16 protein-coding genes are annotated in these 13,766 nt (G+C 75.5%); 6 read left to right on the plus strand and 10 right to left on the minus strand.

Annotated features, from left to right (window positions below):
* Positions 1–184: 184 nt before the first annotated feature.
* On the minus strand, positions 185–919 hold the full coding sequence (locus J116_RS04940; RefSeq protein WP_023590454.1) for an amidohydrolase family protein: 735 nt from the start codon (positions 917–919) through the stop codon (positions 185–187).
* Positions 919–1,662 (minus strand): hypothetical protein, encoded by a 744-nt coding sequence (locus J116_RS04945; RefSeq protein ID WP_023590453.1) that lies wholly within the window; start codon positions 1,660–1,662, stop codon positions 919–921. The genes J116_RS04940 and J116_RS04945 overlap by 1 nt, the downstream gene beginning before the upstream one ends.
* Before the next feature lie 246 nt (positions 1,663–1,908).
* On the opposite strand from J116_RS04945, the gene J116_RS04950 reads away from it, so the two are divergent.
* The 4 genes from J116_RS04950 (at position 1,909) to J116_RS29850 (ending at position 4,471) form a co-directional block, all read left to right on the plus strand.
* Positions 1,909–2,586: a dienelactone hydrolase family protein gene (locus tag J116_RS04950; RefSeq protein ID WP_023590452.1), complete on the plus strand. Its 678-nt coding sequence runs from the start codon at positions 1,909–1,911 to the stop codon at positions 2,584–2,586.
* Positions 2,587–2,613: 27 nt separating this feature from the next.
* Positions 2,614–3,297, plus strand: a complete 684-nt coding sequence (locus J116_RS04955; RefSeq protein ID WP_201258836.1) for a phosphoribosyltransferase — start codon at positions 2,614–2,616, stop codon at positions 3,295–3,297.
* Positions 3,298–3,491: 194 nt separating this feature from the next.
* A complete protein-coding gene (locus J116_RS04960; protein WP_023590450.1) occupies positions 3,492–4,235 on the plus strand; it encodes a hyaluronoglucosaminidase in 744 nt (247 codons plus the stop codon).
* Between the two features lie 62 nt (positions 4,236–4,297).
* Positions 4,298–4,471 (plus strand): hypothetical protein, encoded by a 174-nt coding sequence (locus tag J116_RS29850; RefSeq protein WP_023590449.1) that lies wholly within the window; start codon positions 4,298–4,300, stop codon positions 4,469–4,471.
* A 52-nt stretch (positions 4,472–4,523) separates the two neighbouring features.
* Here J116_RS29850 and J116_RS04965 read toward each other — a convergent pair whose 3' ends face one another.
* Positions 4,524–5,444 (minus strand): HEAT repeat domain-containing protein, encoded by a 921-nt coding sequence (locus J116_RS04965; RefSeq protein ID WP_023590448.1) that lies wholly within the window; start codon positions 5,442–5,444, stop codon positions 4,524–4,526.
* Between the two features lie 9 nt (positions 5,445–5,453).
* Complete coding sequence (locus tag J116_RS04970) at positions 5,454–6,104, minus strand: 4'-phosphopantetheinyl transferase family protein (protein WP_023590447.1); 651 nt, start codon at positions 6,102–6,104, stop codon at positions 5,454–5,456.
* Positions 6,105–6,291: 187 nt separating this feature from the next.
* On the opposite strand from J116_RS04970, the gene J116_RS29030 reads away from it, so the two are divergent.
* Positions 6,292–7,425 carry a calcium-binding protein gene (locus J116_RS29030; protein WP_023590446.1) on the plus strand — a complete coding sequence of 378 codons (1,134 nt, stop codon included), beginning with the start codon at positions 6,292–6,294 and terminating at the stop codon, positions 7,423–7,425.
* Positions 7,426–7,643: 218 nt separating this feature from the next.
* On the opposite strand, the gene J116_RS04980 is transcribed toward J116_RS29030, so the two are convergent.
* The 3 genes from J116_RS04980 to J116_RS04990 form a co-directional block, all read right to left on the minus strand.
* Complete coding sequence (locus J116_RS04980) at positions 7,644–7,832, minus strand: hypothetical protein (protein ID WP_023590445.1); 189 nt, start codon at positions 7,830–7,832, stop codon at positions 7,644–7,646.
* 105 nt (positions 7,833–7,937) lie between these two features.
* On the minus strand, positions 7,938–8,507 hold the full coding sequence (locus tag J116_RS04985) for a GNAT family N-acetyltransferase (protein ID WP_023590444.1): 570 nt from the start codon (positions 8,505–8,507) through the stop codon (positions 7,938–7,940).
* Positions 8,508–8,549: 42 nt separating this feature from the next.
* Positions 8,550–9,035 (minus strand): GNAT family N-acetyltransferase, encoded by a 486-nt coding sequence (locus J116_RS04990; RefSeq protein WP_023590443.1) that lies wholly within the window; start codon positions 9,033–9,035, stop codon positions 8,550–8,552.
* Positions 9,036–9,524: 489 nt separating this feature from the next.
* Here J116_RS04990 and J116_RS04995 point away from each other — a divergent pair, with 489 nt between their 5' ends.
* Complete coding sequence (locus J116_RS04995; protein ID WP_023590442.1) at positions 9,525–10,673, plus strand: glycosyltransferase family 4 protein; 1,149 nt, start codon at positions 9,525–9,527, stop codon at positions 10,671–10,673.
* Positions 10,674–10,680: 7 nt separating this feature from the next.
* Here J116_RS04995 and J116_RS05000 read toward each other — a convergent pair whose 3' ends face one another.
* From J116_RS05000 to J116_RS05010, 3 genes are read right to left on the minus strand one after another with little or no spacing between them, the layout of a single operon-like run.
* On the minus strand, positions 10,681–11,349 hold the full coding sequence (locus J116_RS05000) for a LuxR C-terminal-related transcriptional regulator (protein WP_023590441.1): 669 nt from the start codon (positions 11,347–11,349) through the stop codon (positions 10,681–10,683).
* Entirely contained in the window at positions 11,337–12,632 is a 1,296-nt protein-coding gene (locus tag J116_RS05005; RefSeq protein WP_023590440.1) for a sensor histidine kinase, read from the minus strand. The genes J116_RS05000 and J116_RS05005 overlap by 13 nt, the downstream gene beginning before the upstream one ends.
* A 22-nt stretch (positions 12,633–12,654) precedes the next feature.
* The gene (locus J116_RS05010; RefSeq protein ID WP_023590439.1) at positions 12,655–13,302 is read right to left on the minus strand and encodes a maleylpyruvate isomerase family mycothiol-dependent enzyme; all 648 of its coding nucleotides are present in this window, start codon (positions 13,300–13,302) and stop codon (positions 12,655–12,657) included.
* Positions 13,303–13,766: the final 464 nt, after the last annotated feature.

Here is a 13,766-nt window from a genome sequence, read left to right on the forward strand (position 1 = left end):
GGTTCTTTTTGACGAACCATCAATAAGCTTGTGACACAAGGGGGTTACGCGCGTCGCGCGAATGTGGTCCAGCCCTTTTCAAGGATGTCGTGACCGAATCGAAATACATGCGAACGCTATTTGAACGAATGTCAACGGAATGCGTCACTCCGCTGAAATAGCGTGACTACCGCCCGTAGAGAATTCAGAGGCTCAGCCCGAAGAGGCCCGCGGCGTTGCGCCACAGCACCCGCTCCAGCTCGTCGTCGGTGAAGCGCGCGTCACGGATCACGCCGAGCGAGACACACGGGTCGATGAGGGTGGCGTCCGTGCCGAACAGCATCCGCTCGACGGGCACTCCGGCCTCGCGGGCGTACGCGACGCGGCCCGCGTCGGTGGCGGTACGGCAGTGCTCCAGGTACAGCCGGTCGCAGGCGGCCGCGGCGTGCGCCGCCTCGCGCCAGGCGTCGCCGCCCGCGTGGCCGAGGATGACGCGCAGCCCGGGGCGGGCTTCGACCAGCTCCGGCAGGAGGGTGACCTCGGTGCCCCAGGTGTGCAGCAGCAGCGGTACGCCCGCCTCGGCGACCACGTCGAACGCGGCGGCCATCTCGGGCGAGCCCGGCAGCCGCCCCGGATAGGTGGTGTGGATCTTCGCGCCGACGAACCGCCCTGTGTCGAGGCAGCGGCGCAGGTCGGCGGCGCTCTCCTCGACGCGGTTCGGGTTGACGACGGCGTAGCCGAGGAGGCGGGGGCGGGTGGCGAGCGCCTTGTGGAGGGCGGCGTTGCCCGCGACGGCGTCGAGGACGACGGCCTCGGAGGCGGAGACGAGCTGGAGGTCGATGCCGTACCGGTCCATCTGGCGCAGGTTCGCGTCGGCGTCGCCGGAGGTCAGGTGGAACGGCCAGTGACCCACGTGGGCGTGCACATCGATGATCGGCATCAGGCGAGCAGCTCCTCGACGTTCTTCGTGGCGATCGCGGCGCGGTCGTCGGCGGAGATGTCGGCGTACCGCAGCTTCAGCGTCTGCGGCGAGATGTCCACGAACGGCGTGCGCGAGCCGAACACCAGGTGGCGGGCGCCGACGTACTCCACGACCCGCTCGATGGAGTCGGGCCCGGACAGCAGCCGGGTCGTCCCCCGGAAGCCCGGCTCGTCGCGGGCGAGGAGCAGGAAGTCGGCGAGGACGTACGCGTGGAGGTCGAGGAACACCACGTCGGCGCCGAGCCCGGTCAGCGGCGGGCCGAAGCGGCGCGGGTCGCCGTCGTGGAGGAGGACCATGCCGCGCTCCACGGCCAGCCGCACGATCCTGCGGTAGCCGGGGAAGTCCGGCTCGGCGCCCTGGTCGAGGGTGAACAGGCGCAGGAACCGGACGTGCGCGGCGGCCAGTTCGTCCAGGCGGGCCTCGGCGGTGAGCGCGTCGCGCACGTCCACGGTGCCGACGGGCAGCAGCTCGGGGCAGCCCGCCAGGTCGCGGAGGGTCTCGGCGTTGCCGCCCGCGTCGTCGAAGAGGGGGCCGCGGGTGGACAGGGCGAGGGCGTTGGCGACGGGCGACGCGGCGAGGCGGGCCCGGACCTCGGCGAGGGTCGTGTCGCGGTGGTGCCGGGGCCAGGGGCCGTACAGGACGTCCACGTCCCAGCCGACGTGTTCCTCGGCGGTGGGCCGCAGCCACGCGTACCGGGTCACGTCCCCGCCCTCCCCTCTCCTCGACTTATGTCCAGGCCCGAAAGTAGAACGCGGAGCACCCCCCGTCAACGGCACCACACCCCCCCCCGGGCCCCCGGCCGTGTGCCGGCCCGTGCGGCAGGGCCCTGCACGGGAGCCGGGCCGGGGCGGGAGCGGGGCGCGGGGACGGGCTGGCGCGGGCTCGGGGGCGAGGGTTTGGGGTGGGGAGGGGGGAGCACCCGGTCCCCGTGGAGGAGGGAGGCCGTCGTGATTCTGGAAGAGGTCGTCCTGCCCGCCACGGACGGTTCCGCGCTGCGCGGTGACCTGGCCCTGCCCACCTCGGTGCCGGTCATGGTCGTGTTCGCGCACGGCAGCGGCAGCTCCCGGCACAGCCCGCGCAACCGGGCCGTCGCCGGGGCGCTCCAGAAGGCGGGCATGGGCACACTGCTGATGGATCTGCTCACCGAGCGGGAGGAGCGGCACGACCTGCTGACCGCCGAGCACCGGTTCGACATCGACCTGCTGGCCTCGCGGGTCGTGTCGGCCGTGGACTGGCTGGGTGACGAGCCCGCGACGCGCACGCTCGGGATCGGCCTGTTCGGCGCGAGTACGGGCGCCGCCGCGGCGCTGCGGGCGGCGGCGGACCGGCCCGTACGCGTGCAGTCCGTCGTGTCGCGCGGCGGCCGTCCCGACCTGGCCGGGGACGCCCTGGCCCGGGTGTCCGCGCCGGTGCTGCTGATCGTCGGCGGGGAGGACCCGGAGGTGCTGCGGCTCAACCGCGACGCCGCCGCTCTGCTGAAGGTGCCGCACCGGGTGGAGATCGTGCCCGGGGCCGGTCACCTCTTCGAGGAGCCGGGCGCGCTGGACCACGTGGTCAGGGCCGCGCGGGAGTGGTTCCTGCGGCCGGGCGACGACGCGTTCGACGCGTACGACGAGCAGCCCTGAGGGGTGCGCGACGCCGAGGAGGTCGTGATGGAGCTGCGGTTCGAGGACCGGCGGGACGCGGGGCGCCGCCTCGGTGAGCGGGTACGGGAACGGGCCACCGAGCTGGAGTGGCCCGACCCGGTCGTGCTCGCCCTGCCACGGGGCGGTGTCCCCGTCGGGGCGGAGGTCGCGCGGGCGCTGGACGCGCCGCTGGACGTGCTCGTCGTACGGAAGATCGGCCTCCCCGGGCAGCCGGAGGTCGGGATCGGCGCCATCGCGGGGGAGGCCCCGCCACTCTTCGACCAGCGGGCGCTGGAGATGCTCGGCATCACCCCGGACGAGCTGGGCGCCGACGTGGCCCGCGAGCGCACCGAACTGCACCGCCGGGAGGCCCTGTACCGGCGCGGCAGCCCCGCCCCCGACCTGCGGGGCCGCGCGGTGGTCCTGGTGGACGACGGCCTGGCGACCGGGCTCACGGCCCGCGCGGCGGTACGGCTGCTGCGCGGTGAGGAGCCGGAGCGGCTGGTGCTGGCCGTGCCCGTGGGCGACCGCAGGACCACGGCCGAGCTGCGGGCCGAGGTGGACGACCTGGTCTGCCTGTCGCAGCCGGGTGACTTCCGCGCGGTGGGCCTCTGGTACGAGGACTTCGACCAGGTGTCCGACGACGAGGTGCTCCAGGTCCTGGCGGGCCTCGCCACCCCGACCCGCCTCCGCCCCGCCCGCCACCGGTGACCGGCGGCGCGGTGCCGTGCCCTGCCGTGCCGTGGCGCCGTGGCGGTGATCCGCCGGGCGCCCGGCGTGACCGGCGTCCCGGCGGGCCCGCCGGGACGGTGACCGGCCTCCGTACAACCAAATGACCTTCACCGCGGTCCCCACCCTGGACGACGGTTCGGCATGTACCGACACCAGGGAGAGGATGCGGACGCATGAGCGTGACACGGAGGCTGTTCCTCGGCGGGTTCACGGCGGGCGCGGTGACCGTCGCCGCCGGTGGCGACGCGGTGGCGGCGGAGACGGCCGAGGCCGCGGGTGAGCCGACGACCTTCGACGGGCCGGTGGTGGCGCAGCGGTTCGTCGCCGACACGACGACGAACGGGGCGTTCCTCAAGACCACGTCCACGACGGAACACGCGCTGACGGTGTACCAGGCCGGGAAGTCCGGTTCGAGCGTGGCCCTGAACATCATCTCGGACAACCCCGACGACTCCGCCGTCTACATCAAGGGCCACGAGCGGGCGCAGCGCGGCACGGTGAAGATCACCCACGTCGGGGCGCCCGACGGGTCCGACGCGGGCGCCTCCGCCCTGTCGATCGACCTGACGGTGGCCGGTACGGCGGCGCAGGGCATCCATCTGGTCGCGGGCAACGGCCCCACCAAGGGCAATCTGATCTGCCTGCGCAACAACGGGCGCGACGACTTCGTCGTCAAGGGCAGCGGCCGGGTCGGCATCGGCATGGACATCGGCGCCGGCCCCTGGTCGCAGCTCCACGTCGTCCAGCGGCCCGGCACCGACTCGGCTCTGATGGTCGAGGGCCTCGTCCGCATCGTGGACGCGGCCGCCGCCCCAACGGGCGTGGACTCGCGCGGCGGCGGTGTGCTGTACGCGCAGAACGGCGAGCTGTGGTGGCGGGGGCCCGACGGCGATCCAAGCCGGATCGCCCCCGCTTGAGCCGCCGACCGCCACCACCCCCGCCCCCCCTGTTCGTACCGTACGACCGGAGCCACCTGACGATGACGATGCACCTGACGCCCGACCAGCTGGTCGCCGAGTTCCACGACGCCGTGATGGAGCTGTACTTCGCCCGCAAGCGGATCACGCTGCTGGAGGAGGAGAACGCCGCCCTGAGGGCCCGGCTGGCCGAGGCCGGGGCGAGGGAGGCGGAGACGGCCCCGGTGGAGGGCTGAGCCCGGGGCGGCGGGGCGCGCCGGGCCCGGCGTCCGACCGTACGGCCGGGGCTCAGTCCGGCGGGTCCGGGGCGCGCAGTTCGGTGGCGTCCGCCGCCGCCTCCGCCACATCCGGGTCCGGGTCCGCCGCCAGCCGGGCCAGCAGGGCGCCCACGCCCGGCGTCGACCAGCCGCCGACCGCCTCGGCCAGGGCGGTGCGTACGCGCGGGTCCGGATGGGCGGCCAGGGGGGCGAGGCGGTCCACGGGGCCCCGTCGCCGCATCCCGCACCAGCGCAGCGCGTCGCACAGCGCGGCGACGTCCCCGCCGGGGGCGGTGCCCGGACCGCCCGCGCCACCCGCCCCGGCGACGCCCGCGCCGCCGCGCATCGCCGCCTCGACGCGCCGCAGCAGCACGCCCGGCGGGGGCGGCGGGCCGTCCCACGGGTGGGGGCGCCGCTCGCGCAGCCGACGCGACCCGTACTCGCCGCGCACCACGCACCCCGCGCACGTGCAGGGCGTCACCCCGTGCGCGTCGGGGAAGTACCGCCAGCCCGCCACCTGCCGTACGGCGCGCACCCGGTGCACCTCCTGCCGGGTGACCGCGCGCGGCACGAACACCTCCCAGCCCCGCGCGTCGGGCAGTTCCGCGACACGCCGTACGGCTTCGGCCGCAGTCGTCCGCACCGGCCCGCGCGGGTCCGTGTAGCGGCCGACGGTGACCGGCTCGTCGTCCGGCAGGCGCAGGTGCACGGCGACCAGCCCGCGCGGCCCGCCGTGCCGGGACAGCTCGCGCAGCCACTGGTGGGTGAGGGTGTACGAGGGGAGCACCGGGAAGCAGTACACGCCCTTGCGCACGCCGACCTCTCCCCCGGGCCCCGCTCCCGGCCGCTCAGCCGCACCCGCACCGCCGCGGCCCCGGCTGGCCGCGCGTATCCCGCCGCGCCGCATCCGGGCGGCGTTCGCGGCGGCGGTCAGGTGTACGAACATCGCCATGCCGGGAGGCTAGCGCGGCGGCGGTACCGTCACGGCGGTGACCGCGTGGGCGCCGTCCACCGCCCACCGCCCGGTGAACCCCTCGGCCGGCACCGCCGCGTCCCTCTCCAGCAGCCGCGCCGTGAACGTGCCGTCCACCGCGAAGGCCAGCTCGGCGTCCTCGTGGCCCAGCCAGCGGCGCGTGAGCGGGAACCACGCCTTGTACACCGACTCCTTGGCGCTGAACAGCAACCGGTCCCAGTGGACTTCGGGCCGTACACGCGCCAGCTCGGCGAGGTGGTCCCGCTCGGCGTCCGACGCGACGAGGCCCAGGACCCCGTCCGGGAGCGGCAGATGGTCCTCCGCGTCGATGCCGAGCGACCTCAGGTCCGTGTCGCGCGCCACGGCCGCGGCCCGGTACCCCTGGCAGTGCGTCATGCTGCCGACGACCCGGTCCGGCCACACGGGCGCGCCGCGTTCACCGCGCGGTATCGGCACGGGCCCGATGCCCAGCCCGGCGAGGGCCCGGCGGGCGCACCAGCGGACGGTGGTGAACTCGCGGCGCCGCTTGTCCACCGCCCGGCTCACCTCCTCGGCCTCCGTGCCCAGCAGCGGCAGGTCCGGCGGGTCGTGGAACGCCTCGGCGACGCACACCTCGGACGGCAGCAGCAGGTCCATCACGGTCGTTCGATCCCCCCATGGCACGGCGGTGACGCCCCGGCGGGGACACCATCGCACATCCGGCACACGACCGGATCATTATCTGAACGGATGAAAACCCTGGAGGCCCGGCGGTGGCGTCCTGCGGTGATGGAAGGGATCACGCGGCAGTGACCGAACGTCCCCACCCCCCCACAGGGAGCGAACCATGCTGTGCGAGCGCCGCAGAAGACCCGGCCGCCGGGTCGTCCTCACCGTCTGCCTCCCGGCCGTCGCGGCGGCCGCCCTGGTCGGCGCGGGCGCGCCCGGAACGGCCGCGGCGGACGCGCGGACGTGTTTCGGCGCGGTGGCGACCACCACCGGCACCGTGGGCACGCCCGGTGACGACGTGATCGTGGGCACCCCGGGCCCGGACGTGATCGACGGCGGCGGGGGCGACGACGTGATCTGCGGCGCGGGCGGCAACGACCGGATCACCGGCGGTACGGGCGACGACCGGCTGTTCGGCGACGCGGGCGGCGACCGGCTGGACGGCGGCGCGGGCCACGACGTCCTGGTGGGCGACGAGGGCGCGCGGACCGGCGACGCGACCGGCCCGGCGGGCGCCGACCGGCTGACCGGCGGGCCCGGCGTGGACACGATGGTGGGTGACGCGTACGCCGTACGGGGCACCGCCTCCGGAGCCGCCCCCGACGTGCTCCTTGGCGGCCCGGACGACGACTCGCTGGTCGGTGACAGCCGGGGCGACCTCGCGATCGGCGGCGCCGACGACGTGCTGGAGGGCGAGGAGGGCCACGACCGTCTGGTCGGTGACGCGTTCGGCGTGTACGAGGCGTCCGGGGCGGGTGACGACGTGCTGCGGGAGGGGCCGGGCGAGTACGGCGACGCGACCGGCGACAGCGTCGCCCTGGCGGGCAACGCGCGGGGCGCGGGCGGCGACGACCTCGTGGACCTGGGCGAGGACGGCGGCTTCGGCGCCTGGGGCGACCACCACGCGCCGAACGGCACCGCGGCCGGTTCGGGCGACGACCGGGTCCTGGGCGGCGCGGCGGCGGAGTACGTCCTGGCCGGCGACAGCGCCTACGGCGACCCGGCGGGCGCCACGGGCGGCGAGGACCTGGTGGAGGGGCGCGGCGGCGACGACCGGCTGTTCGGCGACAACGTGGACGGCGCCGCGCCCGAGTCGGCCACCGGGGGCGGCGCATCCGACCGGATCGACGGAGGCGCGGGCGACGACGTCCTGCGCGGCGGCCCCGCCGACGACCGCCAGGACGGCGCGGACGGCACGGACGACTGCGACGGCGAGGCGGGCACGGACACGGAGGTCTCCTGCGAGAGGTGAGCCCCGCGTCGGCAGGCTCCGCACGCCGGTGGGGCCGTGCCTCCGGGCTCGTGAGCCGTGCCTCCGGGGCTCGTGAGTCGGCGTCCGCGCGCTGATGAGGCCGGGCGTCCGCACGCTGATGTGATGACGCCGGGCGTCCGCGTGCCGATGAGGCCGGGCGTCACCCCCGGCGGGGCCGCACGCCCTTCACGGCCCGCCTGTCGGCTCCGCCTCGCGCCCTACGAGATGTCCTTCTCGCGGGCCTCACGTCCGAGTTCCGTCTCGCCCTCCTCGGCGGCCCGCTCGCCCTCCGCCTGGGAGGGGGTCGTCCGGGCCACGTCGGGGTGCTCCTGCACGTCCGGCTCCCGCTCCCCCTCCGCCTGGGAGGGCGTCGGGTAGCCCCACGCGTCGCTCAGGGGATCGCTCATCGCACGCCTCCGGGTTCAGCCGATCTCCGCCGCCCCGGCGTGGGGCGGGAGAGGCACGAGTACCCGGTGGGGGCGGTTCCACCCCTGGGAGCGGCCGGGCGGGGCTCAGGCGCAGGGCATGGCCATGTACAGGGCGCGCTCGCCCTCGGACGCCGTCCCCTCGTACAGGGTCGTGTCGAGCCCGCAGAGGGCGAAGCCCATGCGGCGGTACGCGCGGACGGCCGGGGCGTTGATGTTGCTGACCTCCAGCCACAGGTGCCCGGCCCCGCGCTCCCGGGCGAACGCCACGGCGCACCCCATCAGCCCGCGCCCCACGCCGCGCCCCCGGTGCGCGGGGGCGACCTCGATGTCCTCGACGACGAGCCGGCGGTTCCACGGGACGTGGGCGGCGGCGACGTACCCGGCGATCTCCCGGTCCGGGCCGACGGCGACGAACACCCGACGCCCGTCACCGCCGTCCTCGTCGTCCCCGTCCCGCCCGCCGTCGCTCCCCGGGTCATCGTCGGGGAACACCTTGGTCAGGGGCGGGTCCACGGTCACCTCCCGCAGCGCGAACCCGTCCTCCCGCGCCTCGACCTCGAACACGGTCCGGGTGGTGAAGGACCCGTCGATCGCGTCGATCGCGGCGTCGTCGTCGGGCCGGGCGGTACGGAAGGTGTAGGCGGTGGTGTCCATGCGGTTGACGCTACGACGGCGTACGCCCCTGACCGGCGTCTTTCAGCCCGCGGTCCAGTGGTAGGTCACGTCGGGCTCGTTCTCCTCGTTGCGGCTGCCGTCGTCGTACGCGCCGGCGGTGAAGCCGTGGCGCTCGTAGAACGCGCGGGCGTCCGTGTTGCGCTGGAAGACGTGCAGGGACACCTCTCCGGGCGACGCAGCCCGCACGGTGTCCAGGAGGGCCGAGCCGATGCCCCGGCGCCGCACGTCGGGGCGCAGGTACAGATGGTCCAGGACGGTCCCGTCGAGGGCGGCGAAACCGACGATCTCCGCCGGGTCGTCGCCCAGCTCGGCGACCCACACGTCACTGCCGGGCAGGACGACCGCGTCGATCCAGGCGCGGGTCTCCTCGTCGCTGTGGAGCCTCGGCAGGTACGGCATGGCGGCGGCCCGTGAGGCGAGGAAGACGGCTGTGACCGCTTCCCCGTCGGCGGGCACGGCCTTGCGTATGCGCGGGCTCTCCGCGGCGCTGAGCTGGGACGGCGGCATGAGGGCGGCTCATTTCTGTCGTGACGGTACGCCGGGTGGCGTCGGCGCCGATCACGCGCCGAGCCCGCGCAACCTACCAGCGCGGGGCGGGCGTCGCGCCGGGCTTTCCCCAACGGGGGCCGCCGCGCCCGCCGGGTGGGACGGCAGGTGACCGGGGTGAAGAGGATGGTCGGGTAAACCCGACCACCAGGTCTCGACCTGGCCGTCATGACGGGGCGGTGGCGGGCCCGGTGTGATGGACGGGTGGCTGAACCCCTGACACGAATCCCGTTCCTTTCCCGGCTGTTGCGGTGCGCGACGCCCGAAGCCCCGCCGCCCCCCGGCCCGTAGCCCGAAGCCCCGTCGCCCCCGGCCCGTAGCCCGAAGCGCCGTAGCCCGAGCCGAGTCGCCCGCGGCCCGAGTGCCGCCGGAGCGCCAGAGCCCGCCGGGGCCCGCCGCAGCGCCCGAGGCGCGACCACCACCCCTCCCCCACGGACACGAGAGCACCCCATGCCCACCACCCTCATCGTCACCAACGACTTCCCGCCCCGTCAGGGCGGCATAGAGACGTTCGTCCACGCCATGGCCACCCGCGTCCCCGGCCACGACGTGGTCGTCTACGCCTCCGGCGAGCCCGGCGCCGCCGCGTACGACGCGACCCTGCCGTTCCCCGTGGTCAGGGACCCCGCCCGCATGCTGCTGCCCACGCCCCGCGTGACGCGCCGCGCCCTGGAGGTCGCGCGGCGGTACGGCTGCGACCGGGCCTGGTTCGGGGCCGCCGCCCCGCTGGCCGCCATGGCCCCGGCGCTGCGGCGCGGCGGGGTACGGCGCGTCGTCGCCACCACGCACGGCCACGAGATCTGGTGGGCACGCACGCCGGGCGCCCGGCGGGTGCTGCGGCGTATCGGCGACCACGTGGACACCGTCACGTACCTGGGCGAGTACACCCGCCGCCGCATCGCGCCCGCGCTCGGGCCCCGGGCGCGGCTCGTGCGGCTGGTGCCGGGGGTGGACGCGGCGGCGTTCCGGCCCGCGCCCGGCGAGGCCCGGCGGGTGCGCGAGCGGCACGGCATCGGGGACCGGAGGGTGGTCCTCTGCGTGTCCCGGCTGGTGACGCGGAAGGGCCAGGACACGCTGATAAGGGCGCTGCCCCGCATACGGCGGGCCGTGCCGGACGCGGTGCTGGTGATCGTCGGCGGCGGCCCGGACGAGGCGCGGCTGCGGGCGCTCGCGCGCCGGTACGCGGACGGGCACGTCGTGTTCGCGGGCGGCCTGGACCACGCCTCGACGGCGCCCTACTACGCGGCGGCCGACGTCTTCGCCATGCCCTGCCGGACGCGGAAGGCGGGTCTTGAGGCGGAGGGGCTGGGGATCGTGTTCCTGGAGGCGGCGGCGAGCGGGCTGCCCGTGGTCGTCGGTGACTCGGGCGGCGCGCCGGACGCGGTGCTCGACGGGGTGACGGGCACGGTCGTGGACGGCGGGGACGTACGGGTGGTGGCCGCCGCCGTGTCGGCGCTGCTGCGGGACCCGGCGCGGGCACGGGCGATGGGTGAGGCGGGCCGGGCGTGGGTGGCGGAACGCTGGTCGTGGGACGCGTCGGCGGACCTGCTGACGCGCCTGCTCGACCCGACGCATGCCCCCGACACGTACGTGAGCTGACGACCCGTCAGACGCCGGACGCCTCGCGGCGGAGGTGGGCGAGGACGGCGAGGACGCGGCGGTTGCCCTCGGCCGGGTCGAGCTCCAGTTTCATGAAGATGTTGCCGGAGTGCTTGACCACGGACGCCTCCGTGATGGCGAGCCGCTGCGCGATGGCCTGATTGTTGAAGCCCTCCGCCATCAGCGCGAGGACCTCCCGTTCGCGGGGCGTGAGGCGCCGCAGCGGCTCGTCGGCCGTGCGCCGGCTGAGCAGGACCCGTACGACCTCCGGGTCGATGACGGTCTGCCCGCTCGCGACCCGGTCCAGCGCGCCGAGGAAGTCGGCGACCTCCCCGACGCGGTCCTTCAGCAGGTACCCGAGGCCGCCGCCGGACGCCGCGTCGCCGCCGAGCAGCTGGGTCGCGTACGCGGTGGCGACGTACTGCGACAGGACGAGGACGGGCAGGCCGGGGTGGCGTCGGCGCAGCTCCAGCGCGGCCTTGAGGCCCTCGTCACGGAAACCGGGCGGCATCCGTACGTCGGTGATGACGACGTCCGGCGGGTCGGCGTCCACGGCGCGCGCCAGCTCCCCCGCGTCGCCGACGGCGGCGGTCACCCGGTGGCCGACGCGGGACAGCACCTCGACCAGCCCGGCGCGCAGCAGTACGGCGTCCTCGGCGAGCACTACGCGGAGCACGGCACCTCCGCGCGCAGCCGGGTGGGACCGCCGACGGGGCTGGTCACGGTGAGCGTCCCGCCCAGGATGGCCAGCCGGTCGGCAAGCCCTCGCAGTCCGGCACCGGCGTCCGGGTCGGCGCCGCCGTGCCCGTCGTCGGTGACGTCGAGGACGAGGGTGCCGTCGCGGAGGCGGCCGGTGACGGTCACGTGGTCGGCGCCGCTGTGTTTGGAGGCGTTGGTCAGGGCCTCGGTGACGGTGAAGTACGCCGTCGTCTCGACCGCCGTGGGGAGCCGGTGCGGCAGGTCGATGTCCACGGTCACCGGGACCGGGTTGCGCAGGGCGAGTTCGCCGACGGCGGCGGGCAGCCCGTGGTCGGTGAGGACCTGGGGGTGGATGCCTCGCACGAGGGAGCGCAGCTGGTCGAGGGCCTGCCGGGCCTCGCCCCGGGCGCGGGCGACGAGCGGGGCGGCGGGCGAGTCCTGTTCGCGCAGCTCCAGTTCGGCGAGGCCGAGCGTCATGGAGAGGGCGACGAGCTGCTGTTGGGCGCCGTCGTGCAGGTCGCGTTCGATGCGGCGGCGTTCGGCTTCGAAGGCGTCGGCCAGCCGGGCACGGGAGCGGGTCAGTTCGACGACGCGGCTGCGCAGGCTGTCCTCGCGGGCCGACAGCAGGGACCGGGCGACCCACACGTGGGCGCCGCTCAGCAGCCCGCCCGCGTACGCGGACACCAGCAGCCCGAGCAGGCCGACGGCGCTGGCGGGGAGGGCGGCGAGGGGGTGCGGGACGGCCCGGCCAGGGATGATCATGACGGTTTCGGGGGCGAGGGCCCACACGATGACGGGCGCGGCGGTGAGCATCGCCGAGAGCCCGAGGAGGGCGGCGAAGGCGAGCCCCGTGGCGGTGAGGACCACCCCGAGGACGAGGGTGTACGCGAGCTCCCGCCACGTTGCGGCCTCGCGCAGCCGGGTACGCAGCCAGCGCGACGCGCCCGTACGGGCACTGGAGCCGCGCGGCGCGGGCAGCGGCTCCGGCTCGACGATCCGTAACCGGCGCCGCTCCAGGGCCGCGACGGGGATGCCGGAGACGGCGACGGCCACGAGGGCGGCGAGCCCGCCGACCACGGAGGGCCCGATGCCGACGACGGACAGGGAGACCCCCACGAACAGCAGCGCGACGAGGAGCAGCAGCACCGCGAGCCCGACGAGGACCCCGCTCAGCAGGAACGCCCAGCACCGGGGCACCCACCCCGACACCACGAATCCCAGGGGCCGCCGCCGCATCCCCTCCCACACGGCGACGGTCATCGCGCGCGTCCTTTCCCGAGAGTCAGCCGGTGGTGAACCGGGGGGCCTGGGGGCCGGTCAGGTGGCCCGGGGGAAGTCCGCGGCCGTAGGCGACCAGGAGGAGGTCCTGGGCCCTGCCCGACAGGGGGGCGCCCGTGCCGAACGTCCAGTCCATGTCCGTGGCGCGGAGCTGGACGCCGTCGAGATCGGCGCGGAAGAAGCGGGCCGTCCTGGGGGTGACCGTGCCCAGCAGGACGCGGACGCGGTCCTCGGGGACCTCGCGGTCGAGGCCCAGGGGGACGGTGATGTCCAGGCCGTGGACCACGTCGTGGCCGAGCGCCGCCGCGATGCCGCCGACCGGGGGCTTCCACGGGTGGTGCGCGTTGTCCCGGAGGAACGAGGCGAGTTCGGCCGTCGAGTACGCGGCGGCGTCCGCGCGGGCGCAGTGGTCGGTCATCCGGTCGAGGCTGCCGCGCGCCCTGATGATCTCGCGGGCGATCCTGGGCAGCGAGTAGCGGAACCCCAGGCTCATGTGCGCGGCGACGTCGCGGACCGTCCACCCGGCGCACAGGGACGGGGCGTCCCACTGTTCGGCGCGCAGCGTGTCGAGCATGTCCGCCAGCTCGCGGCGCTCGGCCGCGATCGCCGCCTTGACCGCTTCCGGGCTCTGCTGTCGTGCCGTGTCAGACATGATCCTTATCGTGTCGTCCTCCGTCCCGCGATGCCAAGGAGCACGGCCCCTCGTGGCCGGAAGCAGTCCTTATGTGGCCGCGTCCGCGCGCGGGCGGGCCCGGCGCCCGGTGGGGCCACGGACAGGGAGCGGACAGCGTGCGAGCCGCTCTCTTCCATGCCGCGACCTCCCGGCTGCGGGCGGGCGGGTCGGGTCGTCGTCCGGTCATCTGGCCCCCTCCTTGTCCGGGGACGGCTTCCCCGACGCGTCAAGCCTGCCCGCTCACGGTGTTGTTGGAGGACACCGGGGGTTCCGGCGCGGGCCGCGCGGGCGGGAGCGGAGGGCGTACCGGGTCGTAACGCGACAGCCCGGGCGCCGGCCTGGAACGCGTTGGCCGCCAGGGGGTGCGTGATCCGGTGCCAGCGACGATCATGTGACCTGCCCGCCCGTGCCCGGCTCCGCGCCCGGCGGCTTCGGCGTGCCCG

Origin of the sequence: Streptomyces thermolilacinus SPC6 (assembly GCF_000478605.2) — a bacterium.
Classification (GTDB): domain Bacteria; phylum Actinomycetota; class Actinomycetes; order Streptomycetales; family Streptomycetaceae; genus Streptomyces; species Streptomyces thermolilacinus.

Bases quoted from the DNA above. Each gene is read 5' to 3' on its own strand.
- J116_RS04940 (WP_023590454.1), bottom strand. From the start codon at position 919: ATGCCGATCATCGATGTGCACGCCCACGTGGGTCACTGGCCGTTCCAC.
- J116_RS04955 (WP_201258836.1), top strand. From the start codon at position 2,614: ATGGAGCTGCGGTTCGAGGACCGGCGGGACGCGGGGCGCCGCCTCGGT.
- J116_RS04960 (WP_023590450.1), top strand. From the start codon at position 3,492: ATGAGCGTGACACGGAGGCTGTTCCTCGGCGGGTTCACGGCGGGCGCG.
- J116_RS29850 (WP_023590449.1), top strand. From the start codon at position 4,298: ATGACGATGCACCTGACGCCCGACCAGCTGGTCGCCGAGTTCCACGAC.
- J116_RS04965 (WP_023590448.1), bottom strand. From the start codon at position 5,444: ATGGCGATGTTCGTACACCTGACCGCCGCCGCGAACGCCGCCCGGATG.
- J116_RS29030 (WP_023590446.1), top strand. From the start codon at position 6,292: ATGCTGTGCGAGCGCCGCAGAAGACCCGGCCGCCGGGTCGTCCTCACC.
- J116_RS04980 (WP_023590445.1), bottom strand. From the start codon at position 7,832: ATGAGCGATCCCCTGAGCGACGCGTGGGGCTACCCGACGCCCTCCCAG.
- J116_RS04985 (WP_023590444.1), bottom strand. From the start codon at position 8,507: ATGGACACCACCGCCTACACCTTCCGTACCGCCCGGCCCGACGACGAC.
- J116_RS04990 (WP_023590443.1), bottom strand. From the start codon at position 9,035: ATGCCGCCGTCCCAGCTCAGCGCCGCGGAGAGCCCGCGCATACGCAAG.
- J116_RS04995 (WP_023590442.1), top strand. From the start codon at position 9,525: ATGCCCACCACCCTCATCGTCACCAACGACTTCCCGCCCCGTCAGGGC.
- J116_RS05005 (WP_023590440.1), bottom strand. From the start codon at position 12,632: ATGACCGTCGCCGTGTGGGAGGGGATGCGGCGGCGGCCCCTGGGATTC.
- J116_RS05010 (WP_023590439.1), bottom strand. From the start codon at position 13,302: ATGTCTGACACGGCACGACAGCAGAGCCCGGAAGCGGTCAAGGCGGCG.